This window comes from Jiangella sp. DSM 45060, from assembly GCF_900105175.1.
Classification (GTDB): Bacteria; Actinomycetota; Actinomycetes; order Jiangellales; family Jiangellaceae; genus Jiangella.
The window spans coordinates 2,697,612-2,717,295 of sequence record NZ_LT629771.1; the positions used below are offsets into that span (position 1 = coordinate 2,697,612).

The window sequence follows — 19,684 nt, forward strand, 5'->3', positions numbered from 1 at the left end:
GGTGCTGATCCGCCCCGTCCGCGGCACCGACGCGGCCGCCGTCGCCGGACTGCTGGACCAACTCGGCTACCCGCAGGACGGCACCGCCGCCACGGCCGACCGGCTGCGGTCGTGGACGCGCGACCCGTCCAGCGCCGCCTACGTGGCCGACGACGGCGGCGAGGTGCTGGGCGTCGTCGCGGTGCACGTCTGCCCGTTCTTCGAGCGCGACGGCGCGTGGGCCCGCATCACCGCGCTCGTCGTGGCCGGCGACGCCCGCGGCCGCGGCGTGGGCGCGCGGCTGGTGGCCGAGGCGGAGTCGTTCGCGGCCGACCACGGCTGCGTCCGCATGGAGGTCACCAGCTCGGACCGCCGCACGGAGGCGCACGCGTTCTACCGCGGCCGCGGCTACGCCGACCAGGCCGGCGCGTCGTCGCGGTTCCTGCGCGACCTGCCGTAGCTCAGCTGTCGCGGCGGCGGAGGTAGCGCTCGAACTCGCGGGCGATGTGCTCGCCGGACGCCTCGGGGAGGTCGACGGTGTCGCGGGCCTCCTCCAGGCGGCGGACGTACTCGGCGACGTCGGAGTCTTCCTCGGCCAGTTCGTCGACGCCGTGCTGCCAGGCCTCGGCCTGCTCGGCGAGGTCGCCCATGGGGATCGGCAGGCCGAGGAGGTCCTCGACCCGCTGCAGCAGCACCATGGTGGCCTTCGGGCACGGCGACTGGGCGACGTAGTGGGGGACCGCCGCCCACAGCGACACGGCGTCGAGCCCGGCCCGCGCGGCGGCGTCCTGGAACACGCCGACGATGCCCGTGGGGCCCTCGTAGCGGGACTGCTCGAGCCCGAGCGACTCGGCCTGGCCGGAATCGGTGGCCGAGACGGTGACGGGCACCGGCCGGGTGTGCGGGACGTCGGCCAGCAGCGCGCCGAGCGTGACGACCTGCTCGCAGCCGAGGTCGGTGGCGACGGACAGCAGCTCGGCGCAGAACGCCCGCCACCGCATGTTCGGCTCGATGCCGCGCAGCAGCACGATGTCGCGGCCGTGCTCCTCGATGCTCACCACCGACAGCCGGGTGGTGGGCCACTCGATGCTGCGCTTGCCGTCGTCGTCGACGCTGACCATCGGGCGGTTGACCTGGAAGTCGTAGTACTCGTCGGGGTCGAGCGACGCCACCGCGCCGGCGTTCCAGACCTGCTCGAGGTGCTCGATCCCGGCCGTCGCGGCCTCTCCGGCGTCGTTCCACCCCTCGAATGCGGCGATCAGGACAGGATTGCGCAGCTGCCGCGCTCCGTCGTTCTCCATCGCGCTCGTCTCCCTGCCTGGAAGGGTCACAACCCCGTCGTCCTTCCGACCAACACTACGGCTCCCGGGCGCGAAAGGCGCGCGGAGTCTCGTCCCAGAATCAGAGACGAATCGTCCGCATGCCGGACGATTCCTTGTGAGCAGGTCGGACGGCTCTAGTCTGGCGGGATGCGGGGGAGTCTGAGGGAAGCTCTGTCCCGGCGCGTCGTGGTGGCCGACGGCGCCATGGGGACCATGTTGCAGGCGGCCGACCTGACGCTGGACGACTTCGAGGGCCATGAGGGCTGCAACGAGATCCTCAACGTCACCCGGCCCGACGTCGTCCGCGGCGTCCACGACGCCTACTTCGCCGTCGGCGTCGACGCGGTCGAGACGAACACGTTCGGCGCCAACTGGGCGAACCTGGGGGAGTACGGGATCTCCGGGCGGATCCACGAGCTGGCCGAGGCCGGCGCCCGGCTGGCCCGTGAGGTCGCCGACGACTGGTCGACGGCCGACCGCCCGCGCTGGGTGCTGGGCAGCGTCGGCCCGGGCACCAAGCTGCCGTCGCTCGGGCACGTCGACTTCGCCACGCTCCGCGACGCCTACCGCACGCAGGTCGAGGGCATGCTGGCCGGTGGCGTCGACGCGGTGCTCGTCGAGACGGCGCAGGACCTGCTGCAGGCGAAGGCCGCGATCATCGGCGCCCGCCGGGCCATGGCGGCGGCCGGCGCCGAGCACGTCGCCCTGATGGTCAACGTCACCGTCGAGACCACCGGCACCATGCTGCTGGGCTCGGAGATCGGGGCCGCCCTGACGGCGCTCGCCCCGCTCGGCGTCGACCACATCGGCCTCAACTGCGCCACCGGCCCGGCCGAGATGAGCGAGCACCTGCGCCACCTCGCCCGCTACGCGAACACCGGCCTGGCCTGCATGCCCAACGCCGGCCTGCCGGAGCTGACGGCCGACGGCGCGCACTACCCGCTGACGCCGCAGCAGCTGGCCGACGCACACGACCTGTTCACCGCCGAGTACGGCCTCGCGCTGGTCGGCGGCTGTTGCGGCACGACGCCGGAGCACCTGCGCCAGGTGGTCGAGCGGGTCGGCGGCCGCGAGCTCACGCCGCGCACCCCCAGCGACGAGGCCGGCGCCGCCAGCCTCTACCAGCACGTCCCGTTCCGCCAGGACACCTCCTACCTCGCCATCGGCGAGCGCACCAACGCCAACGGCTCCAAGGCGTTCCGCGAGGCGATGCTGGCCGGCCGCCTGGACGACTGCGTCGAGATCGCCCGCGCGCAGACCCGCGACGGCTCGCACCTGCTGGACCTCTGCGTCGACTACGTCGGGCGCGACGGCACGGCCGACATGCGCCAGCTGGCCGCCCGGCTGGCCACCGCCAGCACGCTGCCGCTGGTGCTCGACTCCACCGAGCCGGCCGTCATCGAGGCCGGCCTCGAGTGCCTGGGCGGGCGCAGCGTCGTCAACTCGGTCAACTACGAGGACGGCGACGGCCCCACGTCGCGCATCCGCAAGCTGATGCCGATCGTCCAGGAGCACGGCGCCGCGGTCGTCGCGCTGACCATCGACGAGGAGGGCCAGGCCCGGACGGCGGACTGGAAGGTCCGCGTCGCCGAGCGGCTGATCGGCCAGCTCACCGGCGAGTGGGGCATGCGCGTCGAGGACATCGTCGTCGACACCCTCACGTTCCCGATCGCCACCGGCCAGGAGGAGACCCGCCGCGACGGCGTCGAGACCATCGAGGCGATCCGCGAGCTGAAGCGGCGCCACCCGGCGGTGCAGACGACGCTCGGCGTCTCGAACGTCTCGTTCGGCCTCAACCCGGCCGCGCGCGCCGTGCTGAACTCCGTCTTCCTCGCCGAGTGCGTCAGCGCCGGTCTCGACTCCGCCATCGTCCACTCCGCCCGCATCCTGCCGGTGTCGCGCATCCCGGAGGAGCAGTACCAGGTCGCGCTCGACCTCGTGTACGACCGCCGCACGCCCGAGTACGACCCGCTCACCCGGTTCCTGGAGCTGTTCGAGGGCGTCACGTCCGCCACGGAGGACCGCGCGGCCGCGCTGGCCGGGCTGCCGCTGTTCGAGCGGCTGGAGCGGCGCATCGTCGACGGCGAGCGCAAGGGCCTGGAGGACGACCTCGACGAAGCGCTCGAGCAGAAGCCGGCGCTCGACATCGTCAACGAGACGCTGCTCAGCGGCATGCGCACCGTCGGCGAGCTGTTCGGCAGCGGCCAGATGCAGCTGCCGTTCGTGCTGCAGAGCGCCGAGGTCATGAAGGCCGCCGTGGCGCATCTCGAGCCGCACATGGAACGGGTCGAGGGCGAGAACGGCACCAAGGGCACCATCGTGCTGGCGACGGTGAAGGGCGACGTCCACGACATCGGCAAGAACCTCGTCGACATCATCCTGTCGAACAACGGCTACTCGGTCGTGAACCTCGGCATCAAGCAGCCGATCAACGCGATCCTCGACGCCGCCGAGGAGCACGACGCCGACGTCATCGGCATGTCCGGCCTGCTGGTGAAGAGCACGGTCGTGATGAAGGAGAACCTCGAGGAGATCAACCAGCGCGGGCTGTCGGCGCGCTGGCCGGTCATCCTCGGCGGCGCGGCGCTGACGCGGGCGTTCGTCGAGGACGACCTCGCCGAGCTGTACGCGGGAGAGGTCCGCTACGCCCGCGACGCGTTCGAGGGGCTGCGGCTGATGGACGCGGTCGCCAGCGTCCGCACCGACCCGGACAAGCAGCTGGCCGACGTCCTGCCCGCGCTGCGCAAGCGCCGGGTCGCCCGCACCGCCGTCGTACGCGACGAGGACGACGGCGACGACGTCCGCTCCGACGTCGCCACCGACAACGCCGTGCCCGTGCCGCCGTTCTGGGGCACCCGGGTGGTGCGCGGCCTGCACCTCGCCGACTACGCCGCCTACCTCGACGAGCGGGCCACGTTCATGGGCCAGTGGGGGCTCAAGGGCGCCCGCGGCGGCGCGTCGTACGAGGAGCTGGTCGAGACCGAGGGCCGGCCGCGGCTGCGCATGTGGCTGGACCGCCTGCACACCGAGAGCATCCTGGAGGCGGCCGTCGTGTACGGCTACTTCCCGGCCGTCTCCGAGGGCCGCGACCTCGTCGTCCTCGATCCCGAGGACCACCGCAAGGAGCTGGAGCGGTTCTCGTTCCCGCGCCAGCGCCGCGACCGCCGCCTCTGCCTGGCCGACTTCTTCCGGCCCCGCGAGTCCGGCGACGTCGACGTCGTCGCGTTCCAGCTGGTGACCATGGGCTCAGGCGTGGCCGAGGCGACGGCGAAGCTGTTCGCCGGCAACTCCTACCGCGACTACCTCGAACTGCACGGGCTGTCGGTGCAGCTCACCGAGGGGCTGGCGGAGTACTGGCACGCTCGGGTCCGCGGCGAGCTGGGCTTCGGCGCCGAGGACGACGCCGAGCTGGGCGGCATCCTCAAACAGGAGTACCGCGGCTCGCGCTACTCCTTCGGCTACCCGGCCTGCCCCGACCTCGGCGACCGCGTCAAGCTGGTCAGGCTGCTGCGGCCCGAGCGGATCGGGGTGAACCTCTCCGAGGAGCTGCAGCTGCACCCCGAGCAGTCGACCGACGCGCTGGTCGTGCACCACCCCGAGGCGAAGTACTTCAACGCGACCTGACGGCCGGCGCCGTCAGTGCGGCATGCCGTTGTCCTCGGGCCGGCCGGTCTGCTCGGTGACGGCGAACCGCACCGAGCCCTCGGGGTCGACCGAGGCGTCGAGCGCCTTGTCGTCGAGCATGGCGGCCGCGCCCTCGTCGAGGAACAGCAGCGCGCCGGCGTCGTCGAGGATCTGGTCGCCCAGCTCCGGCGACGGCCGCAGCTCGAGGTCGAGGCCGCCGTCGGGATTGGCCGCGATGCGCATGCCGGTCCCGGTGGGCATGTCGTCGCGAGCCTCGATGTTGCGGATGACCGCGGCGGCGTTCTGGGTGAGTGTGAGCATGACGATGAACCTCCGGTGGGGCGCGTGCTCGGCGCCCGGTCTTCGGTGCTTCGTGCCCCGCCCACGTTTCCCGCCCTGCCGCCGCCAGTCAAGCGAAGCGCGCGGATCGGGGCATGGGACCATGGAGTACGTGACTTCGCCTCTGCCTGCCACCGTCCTGTGGGACATGGACGGCACCATCGTCGACACCGAACCGCTGTGGATGAGCGCCGAGGAGGCGCTGGTGCGCCGTCACGGCGGCGCCTGGACCCACGCCGACAGCCTGGCCCTGGTCGGCAGCGACCTGCTGGAAGCGGCCGCCTACATCCGCGACGCCGGCACCATCCCGATGACGCCGGCGCAGATCGTCGAGCACATGCTCGGCGAGGTGCTGGCCGGCGTCCGCCAGGGCGTCACCTGGCAGCCGGGCGTGTTCGAGCTGCTCACCGAACTGCGGACGCTCGGCGTGCCGCAGGCCCTGGTGACCATGTCGTACCGGAGCCTGGCCGAGGCGGTCGTCTCCCAGCTGCCCGGCGGGCTGTTCGGCTCGGTCGTCACCGGCGACGAGGTCACCAACGGCAAGCCGCACCCCGAGCCGTACCTGACGGCGGCGCGCGAGCTCGGCGTCGACCCCGCCGGGTGCGTCGTCGTCGAGGACTCGCCGCGCGGCGCGGCCGCCGGGCTGGCGGCCGGAGCGATGGTGCTGTCGGTGCCGAACGCCGTCGCGGCGGTGCCCGAGCCGGGCCTCGTCGTCATCGACTCCCTCGACGGCGTGCGGGCCGCTGACCTGCTCGCCTTGTTCGAGGAGACGAGGCTTGATCCGGTGTAATGTCACACTGCGATTTCGCATGGTTTATTTCGAAGGAATGTTGCGAAATCGCGATGTCTTCCTGACAACTCAGTGACTGTCCATCACACCCACACGAAGTACTGTCACAGGCCAACCGGTCGGGAACACCGCCCGGCAGTCGAGCTGTGTGAGGTGTGACATGCGTGGCATGAGCCTGAACCGCAGGCTGGCCGCGGGAGCCGTGGCCGGTACCCTGGCCCTGGGACTCACGGCCTGTGGCGGAGACGATGACGACGGCTCCGCCGAGGGTGGCGACGGTGGCGGCACGCTCGTGTTCGCCGGTTCGGCCGGTCCCGTGATCATGGACGGCTCGCTGGTCAGCGACGGCGAGTCCACCCGGGTGATCAACCAGGTCTTCGAGGGCCTGGTCCGCAGCGAAGAGGGCGGCACCGAGATCGAGCCGGCGCTGGCCGAGTCGTGGGAAGCCAGCGAGGACGGCCTGACCTGGACGTTCACGCTGCGTGAGGGCGTGACGTTCCACGACGGCGAGGCGCTGGACGCCGAGGCCGTCTGCTTCAACTTCGAGCGCTGGTACAACTTCACCGGCGTCCTGCAGAGCCCCGCGGTCTCCTACTACTGGGGTACCGTGATGGGCGGGTTCGCCGTCAACGAGGACCCCGCCATGGGCGAGAGCCTCTACACCGGCTGCGAGGCCACCGACGAGCGCACGGCGGTCATCACGCTGTCGCGTCCGTCGTCGGCGTTCCTGTCCGCCCTGGCCATGCCGGCGTTCACCATCGCCAGCCCGGCCGCGCTGCAGGAGTTCGAGGCCGACGCCGTCAGCGGCACCGGCGAGGCGCCGTCGTTCGACGGGACCTTCGGCTACGAGCACCCGATCGGCACCGGCCCGTTCCAGTTCGAGTCCTGGGAGCGCGGCTCCGAGGTGCGGCTGACCAAGTACGACGACTACTGGGACGAGCCCGCACAGGTCGACGAGCTCATCTTCACCGTCATCCCCGACGGCCCGGCCCGCCGGCAGGCGCTGGAGAACGGCGAGATCGACGGCTACGACCTCGTCGACCCGGCCGACGTCGACCTGCTCGAGAGCGGCGGCTTCCAGATCCTGCGCCGCCCGGCGTTCAACGTCGCCTACCTCGGGTTCCAGCAGAACGTCCCGCCGTTCGACAACCTGCAGATCCGGCAGGCCATCGCGCACGCGATCGACTTCGACAACATCATCCAGACCAACTACCCCGAGGGTGCGGTCCGGGCGACGCAGTTCATGCCGCCCGAGCTGTTCGGCTGGGCCGACGACGTCACGACGTACGAGTACGACCCGGACAAGGCGCGCGAGCTGATCGCACAGTCCGGCGTGACAGACCTGACGCTGCCGTTCTGGTACCCGACCGACGTCACCCGGCCGTACATGCCGAACCCCCAGGCCAACTGGGAGCTGATGGCGGCGGACCTCGAGGCGGTCGGCTTCACCATCGAGCCGAACACGGCCCCGTGGAACCCGGACTACCTCGACGCCACCCAGACCGGTGGCACGCCGATGTTCCTGCTCGGCTGGAACGGCGACTTCGGTGACCCGGACAACTTCATCGGCACGTTCTTCCAGGACGTCAACCCGCAGTTCGGCAGCTTCGACAACCCGGAGATCTTCGCCAAGCTCGACGAGGCCGAGCAGGAGACCGACCAGGACGCCCGCGCCGCGCTGTACCAGGAGGCCAACCGGATGATCATGGACTTCGTGCCGGGCATCCCGTACGTCCACAGCGAGCCGGCCATCGCCTTCCGCGAGGGCGTCGACGGCTTCGTGCCCGACCCGTTGTCGAACGAGAGCTTCGCGACGGTCACGGTCGACTGACCAGATGCTCAAGTTCGTCGTCCGGCGGCTCCTGCTGCTCGTCCCGATTCTGCTCGGGCTGTCGTTGCTGTTGTTCGTGTGGTTGCGCGCGCTCCCGGGAGGGCCGGCCCAGGCCCTCCTGGGGGAGCGCGCGACCGCCGAGTCCGTCGCCCGCATCGAGGAGCTCTACGGGCTCAACGAGCCCTGGTACGTCCAGTACTGGAAGTTCGTCTCCGCGGCGGTGCGGCTCGACTTCGGCAACAGCGCCAACACCAACCGGCCGGTGACCGAGGAGATGATGCGGACCTTCCCGGCCACCTTCGAACTGGCGACGGCCGCGCTGATCTTCGCGGTCGGCGTGGGCATCCCACTGGGCTACTTCGCGGCGAGGAAGTACGGCAGCTGGCTGGACAACCTGTCGGTGTCGGGCTCGCTGCTGGGCGTCGCCGTGCCGGTGTTCTTCCTGGCCTACATCCTCAAGTACGTGTTCAGCGTCAAGCTGGGCTGGTTCCCGACCCAGGGCCGGGACGACCCGCGCATCGACGCGGACCATCCCACCGGCCTGTACGTGCTCGACGGCATCATCACCGGCAATCTCGAGGCCAGCTGGGACGCGATCATGCACCTGGTGCTGCCGGCCATCGCGCTGGGCGCCATCCCGCTGGCCATCATCGTCCGCATCACCCGGGCCAGCGTGCTCGACGTCGTGCACGAGGACTACGTGCGCACGGCCGAGGCGAAGGGCCTGCACGAGCGGACGATCACCCGACGGCACGTGCTGCGCAACGCGCTGCTGCCGGTGGTGACCGTCATCGGGCTGTCGGCGGGGCTGCTGTTCTCCGGTGCCATCCTGACCGAGACGGTGTTCGCCTTCGACGGCGTCGGCCGGTTCATCTACGAGGCGATCACCGTGCGCGACTACGCCGTCCTCCAGGGGTTCATCCTGGTGATCGCGGCGATGTACGTCATCGTGAACCTGCTCGTCGACGTGTCGTACGGACTGATCGACCCACGAGTGCGGGTGAGGTGAGCGCATGAGTCTGTCCGAGATCGAGGCGACCACCGAGTCCGAGCAGGTCGAGCCGGCCGGCGGCAACCTCCGGAAGGAGGCGTGGAAGCGGCTGCGCCGCGACCCCGTCGCCCTCGTCGGGTTCGGCCTGATCGGGTTCTTCATCCTGGTCGCGCTCCTGGCGCCGCTGATCGCGCCGTACGCGCCGGACGCCCAGCCGGGCCGCGGAATGATCACGCCGACGAACATCCCCGGCCCGTCCGCGGACCACTGGTTCGGGCTGGACGCGTCGGGCCGCGACGAGTTCAGCCGCGTCGTCTACGGCGCCCGGCAGTCGCTGCTGGTCGGCGTGGTGGCGACGTTGTTCGGCATGATCGGCGGCCTGATCCTGGGCACCCTCGCCGGCGCCCTCGGCGGCAAGGTCGACGCCGTCGTCATGCGCATCGTCGACATCATGCTGTCCATCCCCGGCCTGCTGATGGCGATCGCGATCGCCGCGCTGCTGGGCGCCAGCTTCTGGTCGGTGATGATCGCCATCGCCATCATCAACATCCCGGTCTTCGCCCGGCTGCTGCGCGGGCAGATGCTCGCCCAACGCGGCTCCGACTACGTGCTGGCGGCGGTGTCGATCGGGGTGCGGCGGCGGCCGATCGTGTTCGGGCACATCCTGCCCAACTCGATCTCGCCGGTCATCGTCCAGGCGACGCTGACGCTGGCGACGGCGATCATCGAGGCCGCCGGGCTGTCGTTCCTGGGCCTGGGCAGCGCCGACCCGCGCGTCCCGGAGTGGGGCCGCATGCTCGCCGACACCCAGCGCTACCTGGCCTCCGCGCCGCACCTGGCGTTCTTCCCCGGCATCGCGATCGTCATCGCCGCACTGGGCTTCACCATGCTCGGCGAGCGGCTGCGCGAGGCCATCGACCCGAAGTACCGGCGGTGAGTGTGACCAGTTCCGAACCCCTGCTCGACGTCCGCGACCTGTCGGTCACCTTCACCCGCAAGGGCGGGCCGACGGTGCGGGCGGTCGACGGCGTCTCGTTCACCGTCCGGCCGGGCGAGACCGTCAGCCTGGTGGGCGAGTCGGGCAGCGGCAAGTCGGTGACGTCGCTGGCGGTCATGGGGCTGCTGCCGCGCCGCGGCGTCCGCGTCGGCGGCCAGGTGCTGTTCGACGGCGACGACCTGCTGACGCTGCCGCGCGACCGCATGCGCGACATCCGCGGCCGCGACGTCGCCATGGTGTTCCAGGACCCGATGTCGTCGCTCAACCCGGTCGTGCCGATCGGCGTGCAGGTCACCGAGGTGCTGGAACGGCACCAGGACCTGAGCGGAGAGAAGGCGCGCTCGGCGGCCGCGGACCTGCTGGCCCGCGTCGGCATCCCGGACCCGGACCGCCGGCTGAAGGAGTACCCGCACCAGCTCTCCGGCGGCATGCGCCAGCGTGCCCTGATCGCGATGGCGCTGGCCTGCCAGCCGCGGCTGCTGATCGCCGACGAGCCCACCACGGCGCTCGACGTCACCATCCAGGCGCAGATCATCGAGCTGCTCAAGGAGCTGGTGCAGGACACCGGCGCCGCGCTGGTGCTGATCACGCACGACCTCGGCATCGTCGCCGGGCTGTGCGACACCGTCCACGTCATGTACTCCGGCCGGGTGGTCGAGTCGGCGGGACGGCGCGAGCTGTTCGCCCAGCCGCGGCACCCCTACACCGGCGGACTGCTCGGGTCGGTGCCCCGGCTCGACGCGCCGCGCGGCTCCCCGCTGCACCCGATCCCGGGCTCGCCGACAGACGTGCTGCGCTGGGACCGCGGCTGCGCGTTCGCGCCGCGCTGCCAGAACCGCGTCGACGCCTGCATCGGCGGGCCGCCGCCGCTGGAGGCGTACGCCGGCCGGTCGCTGCGCTGCCTGAACCCGCTCACCGAGTCCGAGGAGGTGTCCGCATGAGCGATGACGCACTGCTGTCCGTCCGCGGGCTCGAGGTCCACTTCCCGATCAGGTCCGGCATCATCGTCGAGCGGCAGATCGGCTCGGTCAAGGCCGTCGACGGCGTCGACCTCGACATCCCGCGCGGCGCGACCGTCGGCCTGGTGGGGGAGTCCGGCTGCGGCAAGTCCACGCTCGGCCGGGCCATCCTGCGGCTGGTCGAGCCGACCGCCGGCACCGTCACGTTCGACGGCACCGACCTGCGGACGCTGGCCGGCGAGTCGCTGCGCCGCATGCGCCGTCAGCTGCAGATGGTCTTCCAGGACCCGATGGCCAGCCTCGACCCGCGGCAGAACGTCCAGTCGGTGCTGAGCGAGCCGCTGCGCGCCCACGGCATCGGCGGCGACCACCGCGCCCGGGTGCGCGAGCTGCTGAACGTCGTCGGGCTGCCGGCGTCGGCGGCGAACCGGTACCCGCACGAGTTCTCCGGCGGCCAGCGCCAGCGCATCGGCATCGCCCGGGCGATCGCGCTGGAGCCGCAGCTGATCGTCGCCGACGAGCCGGTGTCCGCGCTGGACGTGTCGATCCAGGCGCAGGTGGTGAACCTGCTGGAGGAGCTGCAGGACCGCCTCGGCCTCACCTACCTCGTCATCGCGCACGACCTCGCCGTCGTCCGGCACATCGCCGACGTCGTCGCCGTCATGTACCTGGGCGGGCTGGTCGAGCAGGCGCCGTCGGACGACCTGTACGCCACGCCGCTGCACCCGTACACGAAGGCGCTGATGTCGGCGGTGCCGATCCCGGACCCCGAGGTCGAGGACACCCGGCAGCGCATCTTGCTCCAGGGCGACCTGCCGTCGCCGTCCAACCCTCCGGCCGGCTGCCGGTTCCACACCCGCTGCCCGTTCCGCCAGCCCACCCGCTGCGCCGACGAGCGGCCGGCGCTGCGGACGATCGCCGGGCATCCGGAGGCGCACACGGTGGCCTGCCACTGGGCCGAGGACATCGAGGCCGGGCGCATCCGGCCCGCCGCCAGCGCCGTCGTCGAGCCCGACCCGGAGCACGCGCCGGACCCCGCGGCCTGACGTTCGTTCCCCTTTGCAATGAGCACCTTGACGCATCACCGGGCAGTGATGCGTCAAGGTGCTCATTGCAAAGGCGGCGGGGACGGACCGGCGGATCGGCCATGGCCTTCGATCGCATCTCCGTGGATCCGGCTGTGCGCGAAGGTCGCCACCGGATTTCGTCGCCGTCGTCGTACCGCAGCTCGATGTGCTCGACCCGCACCTGAAGGCCGGCGCGATCGCGGCCTTCACGCCGAAGGGGATCAGGGTCCGGCAACTGCCACTGCGCTGAGACGAGTGCGGGCCGCCACCCGCGCGCGGGTGGCGGCCCTCGGTCTCGCCGGTGGAGCTACTCGGTGGTGATGGCGCGCAGCACGTCGAGCTTGGCGGCGCGGCGGGCCGGCCAGACGGCGGCCAGGACGCCGACGATGGCGGCGAGCACGACGAACACGACGAGTTGACCGCCCGGGATGGAGAGCACCTCGAGCCCGTCGTCGGCGATGGCGCGTTGCAGCGACACCCCGAACAGCAGGCCGAGGGCGACACCCAGGACGGCGCCGAGGACGGCGATGGCGATGGACTCGAGCCGGATGGTGCGCCGCAGCTGGCGCCGGCTCAGGCCGACCGCCCGCAGCAGCCCGACCTCGCGGGTGCGCTCCATGACCGACAGCGCCAGCGTGTTGACGATGCCGAGGACGGCGATCAGCACCGCCAGCCCGAGCAGCGCGTACACCAGGAACAGCAGCTGGTTGACCTGGTCGCGCGACTGCTGCTTGTACTCCTCCTGGTCCTGGACGGTGACCGTCGGGACGTCCGCGGTGGCCGCGTCGAGGCTCTCGTGGACGCCGGCGAGGTCGGCGCCGTCGTCGGCGATGACGTACAGCATGGAGTCGAGCGCCGGCACTGCGCCGTCGGCCAGCGTCTGATGGCTGACCACCAGGCCGCCGGCCAGCAGCGGCGACTGCGCGTAGATGCCGGCCAGCTCGATCTCTTCGTCGGAGCCGGGCAGCTGCAGCCGGACGGTGTCTCCGACGGACAGCCCCTTCGACTCGGCCTGGTCCTCGCCGATGAGGAACTGGCCGGGGCCGAGCTCGTCGGTGCCGGCGACCATCTCGAGGTCGGCCGCCCGGCTGTACGCGACGGGGTCGAACGACTGGAGGAACGTCTGGTCGCCGTCGACGAGGCCGCCGGACATCCGCACCGACACCACCTCGTCGACGCCGTCGACCTGGGCGACCTGCTCGGCGATGCCGGGCGAGAACGGCTGCCCGACCGCGTTGGAGACGACGAACTGGGCGCGGACGCCGTCGTCGAGGGCCTTGTCGACCGTCGCGTTGGCCGACGCGCCGACGATGGAGATGGCCGTGACCAGCGCCATGCCGATCATCAGCGCCGACGACGTGGCCGCCGTGCGGCGCGGGTTGCGCAGGGCGTTCTCGCGGGCCAGCCGGCCGACGGTGCCGAACGCCGACGGGTACCAGCCGGCCACCACCCGCAGCACCGGCGTCGCCAGCACCGGCGCCAGCAGCGCCACGCCGATGAACACCGCGAAGATGCCGGCGCCGACCATGAGCGCCGCGTCGTCGACGTCGGCGAACAGACCCGTGGCCATGGCCGCCGCGCCGAGCAGCGTCAGCGCGCCGCCGACCCACAGGTGCACCTTCCGCGACGACTCGGTGGACACGACGTCGTCGCGCATGGCCGCGATGGGCGGGACCTTCGACGCCCGCCGAGCCGGGACGTACGCGGCCACCATGGTGACCACGATGCCGACGACGTAGGAGATGACGACGGTGCGCGGCTGCAGCACCAGCCCGCCGGCCAGCTCCAGCCCGAACGCCCCGAACACCGTCTTGAGCAGCTGCGCGACGCCGAGGCCGAGCAGCAGCCCGAGTGTCGAGCCGACGACGCCGACGACGAACGCCTCGAGCAGCACCGACCTCGTGACCTGACGCCGGCCGGCGCCGAGCGCGCGGTACAGCGCCATCTCCTGCGAGCGCTGCGCCACCAGGATGGAGAACGTGTTGAGGATGAGGAACACACCCACGAACAGCGCGATGGCGGCGAACACCAGCAGGAAGGTGTTGAAGAAACCGAGCCCCTCCTCGATGGCCGACGCGGTCTCGTCGTCGACATCGGCGCCGGTGAGCGCCTCGAAGTCGCCCGGCAGGATGGCGCTGATCTCGTCGCGGACCTCCTCGGGACTGGTGCCGTCGGCGGCCGTGACCGAGATGCGGCTGTAGGCGTCCTCGCCGTCGAGGAACAGCTGCTGGGCATAGCCGGTCTCGAACACCGACAGGCTGGCGCCGGCCAGGCTGCCGGACTCGCCGAACCGGACGACGCCGACCAGCTCGGCCGTCACCCTCGGGTCGTCGCCGGTGCCGACGAACTGGACGTCGTCGCCGATCTGGTAGCCGGAGTTCTCGAACGTGCGGTCGTCGAGCGCGACCTCGCCGGGGCCGGCGGGCAGCTCGCCGTCGACCAGGTCGAGCACCGGGTCGCCCTCGGCGTTGGGGCCGTCGTGCCAGTTGACGGCGATGCCGGGCGCGCCCTGGGTGGTCATGAGGTCGCCGTCGGAGTCGAGGACGAAGAAGCTCTGGTTCTCGATCTCGCCGTCGGCCCGCTCGACCCCGGGCAGGTCGGCGACGTCGTCGACCAGCCCCGACGGAATGGTCGTGGTGGTGCCGGTGGCGAAGCCGGTGAACAGGTCGGCCTCGCCGGGGAGGTCGGGCCGCACGACGACGTCGGAGGACAGGCCGCCGAAGATGTCGTCGAAGGTGCGGTCGATGGTGTCGGTGAACACGTACGACCCGGCCACGAACGCCACGCCCAGCACGATGGCGAACGCGCTCATGGCCAGCCGCAGCTTGCGCGCGGCCAGGCTCTTGAGGGTCGCGCGGATCATGCCTGCTGTCCCACGGCGTCGAAGCCCTTCATGCGCTCGAGCACCTTCTCGGCCGTCGGGTCGGCCATCTCGTCGACGATCTGGCCGTCGGCGAGGAACAGGACGCGGTCGGAGTAGGCGGCGGCGTTGGGGTCGTGGGTGACCATGACGATGGTCTGGCCGAACTCGCGGACCGAACGGCGCAGGAACGACAGCACCTCGGTGCCGGACCGGGAGTCGAGGTTGCCGGTGGGCTCGTCGGCGAAGATGATCTCGGGCTTGCTGACCAGCGCCCGAGCGCAGGCCACGCGCTGCTGCTGCCCGCCGGAGAGCTGGTTCGGCTTGTGCCCGAGCCGGTCGGCCAGGCCGACCGTCGCGATGACGTTGTCGAACCACTCCTTGTCGACGGAGCTGCCGGCGATGTCGAGCGGCAGCGTGATGTTCTCCTTGGCCGTCAGCGTCGGGATCAGGTTGAAGGCCTGGAACACGAAGCCGATCTTGTCGCGGCGGAGCTTGGTCAGCTCCTTGTCGTTCAGCCCGCTCAGCTCGGTGTCGCCGATGTACACCTCACCCGACGTCGACGAGTCCAGCGCGGCCATGCAGTGCATGAGCGTGGACTTGCCGGAGCCGGACGGGCCCATGATGGCGGTGAACCGGCCGGCGGTGAACTCCACCGTCACACCGCCCAGCGCCACCACCCGGGTGTCGTCCTTGCCATAGATCTTCGTCAGGTCAACGGCGCGGGCCGCCGTGCGCGGCGAGCTGGGTTCCGTCGTCACCGGTGCGCTCCTCGTCAGCTGGTTCGTGGATCGTGTTCCACGCTAGGGGCCCGGACGGCCGCGATGATCGGCGAACGGCACGGTTCCGCGGCTCCGCCGTGAGGAGTAGGGGACGTGCCGGCGCCGTCCTGCGGGCGTACGACCGGCCCCTCGGACCGGCCGCTACAGGGCGCCGGGCTGGACGAGGCCGCTCTCGTAGGCGTAGACGGCGGCCTGGACGCGGTCGCGCAGGCTCAGCTTCGTCAGCACGTTGCCGACGTGGGTCTTCACCGTGGTCTCGGACACCACCAGCTCGGCGGCGATCTCGGCGTTGGAGTAGCCGCGCGCCACCAGCGTGAGCACCTCGCGCTCGCGGTCGGTGAGGTGCGCGAGGTTCGCCGGCGTGGGGGAGTCGGTGGCCGGGAAGCGGCTGGCGAACATGTCGAGCAGCCGCCGCGTGATGCTCGGCGCCACGACGGCGTCACCGCGCGACACTGTGCGGATGGCCGTCACGAGGTCCTCGGCCGGCACGTCCTTGAGCAGGAAGCCGCTGGCCCCGGCCCGCAGCGCCTCGACGACGTACTCGTCGAGGTCGAAGGTGGTGAGGACGAGCACGCGCGGGGTGGTCTCGCGGGCGGCGCCGGTGATCTGGCGGGTCGCCTGCACGCCGTCGACGCGCGGCATGCGGATGTCCATGAGGACGACGTCGGGCTGCAGCGCCCGCGCGTCGGCCACCGCCTGCTCGCCATCGCCCGACTCGCCGACGACGGCGATGTCGGACTCGGCCTCGAGGATCATGCGGAAACCGGTGCGCAGCAGCGGCTGGTCGTCCACCAGCAGCACCCGGATGGGCTGGGCCGTCATCGTGACATCGCTCCGTTACTGTCGTACGGGATCTTCGCCCGCACCTCGTAGCCGCCGCCGCGGCGTGGGCCGGCCGCGAGGGTTCCACCATAGAGGGCCACCCGTTCGCGCATGCCCAGCAGGCCGTGCCCGGGCCGGCGCCCGTCGAGCGACGCCGCCACGCCGCGGCCGTCGTCGCTGACCTCGACGTGCACCTCGGCCGGCAGGTAGCGCACGAGGACGGCGGCGGTGGACGGGCCGGCGTGCTTGATGGTGTTCGTCAACGCCTCCTGGATGACGCGGAACGCGGCGAGGTCGACGCCCACCGGCACGGCCCGCGGCTCGCCGTCGACCGTGACGTCGACCGGCAGCCCGGCGTCGCGCACCTGCTCGACCAGCAGGTCGAGGTCGCCGAGGCCCGGCTGCGGCGCCAGCGTGGCCGGACGGGCGCCGCGGTCGTCGCCGTCGGGGGTGCGCAGGACGCCGACGACGCGGCGCATCTCGGCCAGCGCGGACCGGCCGATCTCCTCGATGGCCTCCAGCGCGACCGCCGCGCGGTCGACGTCGCGGTGCAGCGAGCGGCGGGCGCCGGCCGCCTGCACCGTCATGACCGACACGTGGTGCGCGACGACGTCGTGCAGCTCGCGGGCGATGCGCGAGCGCTCCTCGGTGATGGCGGCCCGCACCTCGACGTCGTTGGCCCGTTCGAGCCGGCGGGCACGGTCCTCCAGCTCGGCGGTGTAGAGGCGGCGGTTGCGCATGGCCCGGCCGAGGCCCCAGACGCCCAGGATGACCAGCACGCTGATGGTCACGCCCGCCCCGGTGTCCATGGTCTGGTGCTCGGCGTGGCGGTCGGCGCTGACCAGCGTGTAGCCGACGGAGACCGCGCTCTGCACCACGAGGACCAGCACCGACGCGCCCAGCCCGGCGTAGTTGGCGGCGCTGTAGACGGCGATCAGGAGCACGAGTGCCGCGGTGGGCATGGCGTAGTCGACGGCGAGGAACGGCAGCGTGGCGACGGCCGTCCCCAGCCCGACGACGACCGGGTGCTGCCGCCGGACGATCAGCGGCACGGTGATGACCAGCACCAACGCGACCCCCAGCGCGTCGGCCTCGGCGTACTCGATGCCGTTGGGGTCGGTGTACACGAACAGCGCGACGACGCCCGTGACGGCCAGGACGAACGTGATGGACGCGTCCAGCAGCCACGGCTCGATGCGGGGGAAGAACTTGGCGCGCGCCGTCGTCACACGATCAACGGTAGGCCGCCCGCCCCCGTCCCCGGCTCGTCCTCGACGGCGAGCTCTGGCCTCCACCGGCAGGATGACCCCGCATGCCGTCACGGCCGGCTCAGGGCGACGCCGGCGGCACCAGGCCCAGCTCGGCGAGGACGAACCCCAGCCACTCCGCCGCGTCGCGCCGGCGCTCGGCGGCGCTGGAGGTGAGGCCGTGGCCGGCGTTCTCCCGCACCCGCAGCAGCACGGCGCCCGGCCCCTGTTGTGCCTCCTGCAGCCGGGCCGCGAACTTGCGCGCGTGCCAGGCGGGACAGCGCGGGTCGCGGTCGCCGGCGGCGAGGTAGACGGCGGGGTAGGCGCCGGGGCGGATCAGGTGGTACGGCGACAGCGCGGCGACGTGCTCCTCGGCGTCGCCGTCCGGCCAGTCCAGCTCGGTGACGTACGTCCCGTACGGCGTCTTCAGATCGGTGACGAGGTCCAGCGCGGGCACCAGCGGCACGGCCGCGCGCCAGACGTCCGGACGGGTGACGGCGGCGGCGCCGGCCAGCCAGCCGCCGTGCGAGCGGCCGACGACGGCGAGGCGGGACGGGTCGGCGCGGCCGGTGGCGACGAGGTCGGCGGCCACCGCGTGGAGGTCGTCGAGCACCGTCTGCTTGCGCCCCCGCCGGCCGCCCTCCCACCACTCCCGCCCCAGTTCGCCGCCACCACGCGTGTGCGCCCACACGTGCAGCCCGCCGGACGCCGCGACCGCCGCCGCGTCGTCCGACCACTCCGGCGTCAGCGCGCGGTAGAAGCCGCCGTACGCCGTGATCAGCGTTGGCCGCGGCCGCTGACCGCGCTCGTCCGGCCGGTAGAGGACGGTGTACGGGATCGGCGTGCCGTCGGCCCCCACCGCCTGCCGCTCCTCGACCACCGCGCCGGGGAGGCCGGTGGTCGCGTCCGCCAGCAGCCGCGGGACCTCGTCGCCCGGCCGCCAGCCGGACACCGTCCACGACCGGCTCGGCGACGACGCGGGCAGCAGCAGCTCCGGCGCGCCGGCCGGCCGGGCCAGCGCGTGCAGCGCCGCCACGCCCGTGCGCACCGACACCCGCGGCGGCAGCGGCAGCACCCGGCCGCCGGCGCCGTCCAGCTCGCGCACCCGCGACCAGCGCCCGTCGACCAGCTCGACGGTGTACAGCGCCGCCCGCGTGCGCAGCAGTGCGACGATGACGCCGTCGCCCTCGGGCAGCAGGTCGCGCCAGCCGGCCGGATCGCCGGGATCGTCCGCGTCGAACCGGATCGCGACGACCCGCCCGCGTGGCGCGCCGACGTCGGTCCACGCCACGTACTCGTCGCCGACCGGGTAGCCCGCGACCAGCGGCCCGTCGACGCCGGGCACGGAGGTCAGGAACGGTCGCCAGCCGCCGCCGGGGTCGGCCCGGTCCTGGACGGCCACCGGCAGCGGCGTCAGCAGCCCGTGCGCCGCCACCGCCCACCGGCCGTCGCCGGCCTGCACCAGCGTGTAGTCGGGCGACGGCCGCGGGATCGGCTCCGCGTGCTCGGTCCGCGTCCGCAGGTCGTAGCGGAAGATCGCCTGCTCGAACCGGTCCACCGGCCCGGTCATGCCGAGGTAGTGGAACCCGGACGAGTCCGGCAGCCAGCTCACGCCGCCCAGCAGCGCGTCGAACAGCAGCCGGTCCGGGCCGTGGCCGAGCGGCTCGCCGGAGCCGGTGTCGAGCAGCCGGATCGCGTTCTCCTCGCCGCCGCCCTGCCCGATGCCGACCGCCAGCACCGTCCCGTCCGGCGACGGCGCCAGCCACGCGGCCCGCTCGCCGGCCGGCAGCCGGGCCACCGTCTCGCCCGGGCCGAGCGGCTCGGTGCTCGCGACCAGGGCGGCGCCCTCGGCCCGGAACCAGCGGCCGGCGGCCGGGACCGGCAGCACCGGCGGCGGGCCGCCGTCGAGCCGGCCGAGCAGCCCGGCCAGCGCGTCCAGGTGCGGCCAGGCGCCGACGGTCTCGGCGGCGGCCGCCGCCTGCGCGCGCTGCCACGCGAGCACGTCGGCGTCGTCGGCCTCCAGCCAGCGGAACGGGTCGGTGGTCGTGGTCCCCATGCGCGTGATCCTCGGTCC

15 protein-coding genes are annotated in these 19,684 nt (G+C 72.4%); 8 read left to right on the forward strand and 7 right to left on the reverse strand.

Annotated elements, in window-relative coordinates:
- Position 1 precedes the first annotated feature (1 nt).
- Positions 2 to 439 (forward strand): GNAT family N-acetyltransferase, encoded by a 438-nt coding sequence (locus BLU82_RS12160; RefSeq protein WP_092620275.1) that lies wholly within the window; start codon positions 2 to 4, stop codon positions 437 to 439.
- Between the two features lies 1 nt (position 440).
- On the opposite strand, the gene BLU82_RS12165 is transcribed toward BLU82_RS12160, so the two are convergent.
- Entirely contained in the window at positions 441 to 1,280 is an 840-nt protein-coding gene (locus BLU82_RS12165) for a PAC2 family protein (protein WP_092620278.1), read from the reverse strand.
- Positions 1,281 to 1,448: 168 nt separating this feature from the next.
- Between BLU82_RS12165 and metH the strand changes: the two genes are divergently transcribed.
- On the forward strand, positions 1,449 to 4,925 hold the full coding sequence (gene metH / locus BLU82_RS12170; RefSeq protein ID WP_092620281.1) for a methionine synthase: 3,477 nt from the start codon (positions 1,449 to 1,451) through the stop codon (positions 4,923 to 4,925).
- Positions 4,926 to 4,937: 12 nt separating this feature from the next.
- On the opposite strand, the gene BLU82_RS12175 is transcribed toward metH, so the two are convergent.
- Entirely contained in the window at positions 4,938 to 5,246 is a 309-nt protein-coding gene (locus BLU82_RS12175) for a hypothetical protein (protein ID WP_092620284.1), read from the reverse strand.
- Positions 5,247 to 5,376: 130 nt separating this feature from the next.
- On the opposite strand from BLU82_RS12175, the gene BLU82_RS12180 reads away from it, so the two are divergent.
- The 6 genes from BLU82_RS12180 to BLU82_RS12205 all read left to right on the forward strand — a co-directional run bounded on the left by BLU82_RS12180 (position 5,377) and on the right by BLU82_RS12205 (position 11,878).
- Entirely contained in the window at positions 5,377 to 6,054 is a 678-nt protein-coding gene (locus BLU82_RS12180) for an HAD family phosphatase (RefSeq protein ID WP_197682897.1), read from the forward strand.
- A gap of 169 nt (positions 6,055 to 6,223) precedes the next feature.
- Positions 6,224 to 7,885: an ABC transporter substrate-binding protein gene (locus BLU82_RS12185; protein WP_092620290.1), complete on the forward strand. Its 1,662-nt coding sequence runs from the start codon at positions 6,224 to 6,226 to the stop codon at positions 7,883 to 7,885.
- 4 nt (positions 7,886 to 7,889) lie between these two features.
- Complete coding sequence (locus BLU82_RS12190; RefSeq protein ID WP_092620293.1) at positions 7,890 to 8,894, forward strand: ABC transporter permease; 1,005 nt, start codon at positions 7,890 to 7,892, stop codon at positions 8,892 to 8,894.
- A gap of 4 nt (positions 8,895 to 8,898) precedes the next feature.
- Complete coding sequence (locus tag BLU82_RS12195; RefSeq protein WP_092620296.1) at positions 8,899 to 9,813, forward strand: ABC transporter permease; 915 nt, start codon at positions 8,899 to 8,901, stop codon at positions 9,811 to 9,813.
- Positions 9,814 to 9,815: 2 nt separating this feature from the next.
- On the forward strand, positions 9,816 to 10,814 hold the full coding sequence (locus BLU82_RS12200) for an ABC transporter ATP-binding protein (protein WP_370246318.1): 999 nt from the start codon (positions 9,816 to 9,818) through the stop codon (positions 10,812 to 10,814).
- Positions 10,811 to 11,878: an ABC transporter ATP-binding protein gene (locus BLU82_RS12205; RefSeq protein ID WP_092620299.1), complete on the forward strand. Its 1,068-nt coding sequence runs from the start codon at positions 10,811 to 10,813 to the stop codon at positions 11,876 to 11,878. Before BLU82_RS12200 ends, BLU82_RS12205 begins: the two co-directional genes overlap by 4 nt.
- A gap of 328 nt (positions 11,879 to 12,206) precedes the next feature.
- On the opposite strand, the gene BLU82_RS12210 is transcribed toward BLU82_RS12205, so the two are convergent.
- The 5 genes from BLU82_RS12210 to BLU82_RS12230 all read right to left on the reverse strand — a co-directional run bounded on the left by BLU82_RS12210 (position 12,207) and on the right by BLU82_RS12230 (position 19,666).
- Positions 12,207 to 14,762 carry an ABC transporter permease gene (locus BLU82_RS12210; RefSeq protein WP_092620302.1) on the reverse strand — a complete coding sequence of 852 codons (2,556 nt, stop codon included), beginning with the start codon at positions 14,760 to 14,762 and terminating at the stop codon, positions 12,207 to 12,209.
- Complete coding sequence (locus tag BLU82_RS12215; protein WP_231947775.1) at positions 14,759 to 15,520, reverse strand: ABC transporter ATP-binding protein; 762 nt, start codon at positions 15,518 to 15,520, stop codon at positions 14,759 to 14,761. The genes BLU82_RS12210 and BLU82_RS12215 overlap by 4 nt, the downstream gene beginning before the upstream one ends.
- Before the next feature lie 162 nt (positions 15,521 to 15,682).
- A complete protein-coding gene (locus BLU82_RS12220) occupies positions 15,683 to 16,363 on the reverse strand; it encodes a response regulator transcription factor (protein WP_053202205.1) in 681 nt (226 codons plus the stop codon).
- Positions 16,360 to 17,592, reverse strand: a complete 1,233-nt coding sequence (locus BLU82_RS12225; RefSeq protein ID WP_197682898.1) for a sensor histidine kinase — start codon at positions 17,590 to 17,592, stop codon at positions 16,360 to 16,362. Before BLU82_RS12225 ends, BLU82_RS12220 begins: the two co-directional genes overlap by 4 nt.
- Positions 17,593 to 17,692: 100 nt before the next feature.
- Positions 17,693 to 19,666 (reverse strand): prolyl oligopeptidase family serine peptidase, encoded by a 1,974-nt coding sequence (locus tag BLU82_RS12230; protein ID WP_092620308.1) that lies wholly within the window; start codon positions 19,664 to 19,666, stop codon positions 17,693 to 17,695.
- Positions 19,667 to 19,684: the final 18 nt, after the last annotated feature.

What these genes read in the sequence shown, in the direction of transcription:
- BLU82_RS12165 (WP_092620278.1), bottom strand. Translation starts at nt 1,280, where the DNA reads ATGGAGAACGACGGAGCGCGGCAGCTGCGCAATCCTGTCCTGATCGCC.
- metH (WP_092620281.1), top strand. Translation starts at nt 1,449, where the DNA reads ATGCGGGGGAGTCTGAGGGAAGCTCTGTCCCGGCGCGTCGTGGTGGCC.
- BLU82_RS12175 (WP_092620284.1), bottom strand. Translation starts at nt 5,246, where the DNA reads ATGCTCACACTCACCCAGAACGCCGCCGCGGTCATCCGCAACATCGAG.
- BLU82_RS12185 (WP_092620290.1), top strand. Translation starts at nt 6,224, where the DNA reads ATGAGCCTGAACCGCAGGCTGGCCGCGGGAGCCGTGGCCGGTACCCTG.
- BLU82_RS12190 (WP_092620293.1), top strand. Translation starts at nt 7,890, where the DNA reads ATGCTCAAGTTCGTCGTCCGGCGGCTCCTGCTGCTCGTCCCGATTCTG.
- BLU82_RS12195 (WP_092620296.1), top strand. Translation starts at nt 8,899, where the DNA reads ATGAGTCTGTCCGAGATCGAGGCGACCACCGAGTCCGAGCAGGTCGAG.
- BLU82_RS12205 (WP_092620299.1), top strand. Translation starts at nt 10,811, where the DNA reads ATGAGCGATGACGCACTGCTGTCCGTCCGCGGGCTCGAGGTCCACTTC.
- BLU82_RS12210 (WP_092620302.1), bottom strand. Translation starts at nt 14,762, where the DNA reads ATGATCCGCGCGACCCTCAAGAGCCTGGCCGCGCGCAAGCTGCGGCTG.
- BLU82_RS12220 (WP_053202205.1), bottom strand. Translation starts at nt 16,363, where the DNA reads ATGACGGCCCAGCCCATCCGGGTGCTGCTGGTGGACGACCAGCCGCTG.
- BLU82_RS12230 (WP_092620308.1), bottom strand. Translation starts at nt 19,666, where the DNA reads ATGGGGACCACGACCACCGACCCGTTCCGCTGGCTGGAGGCCGACGAC.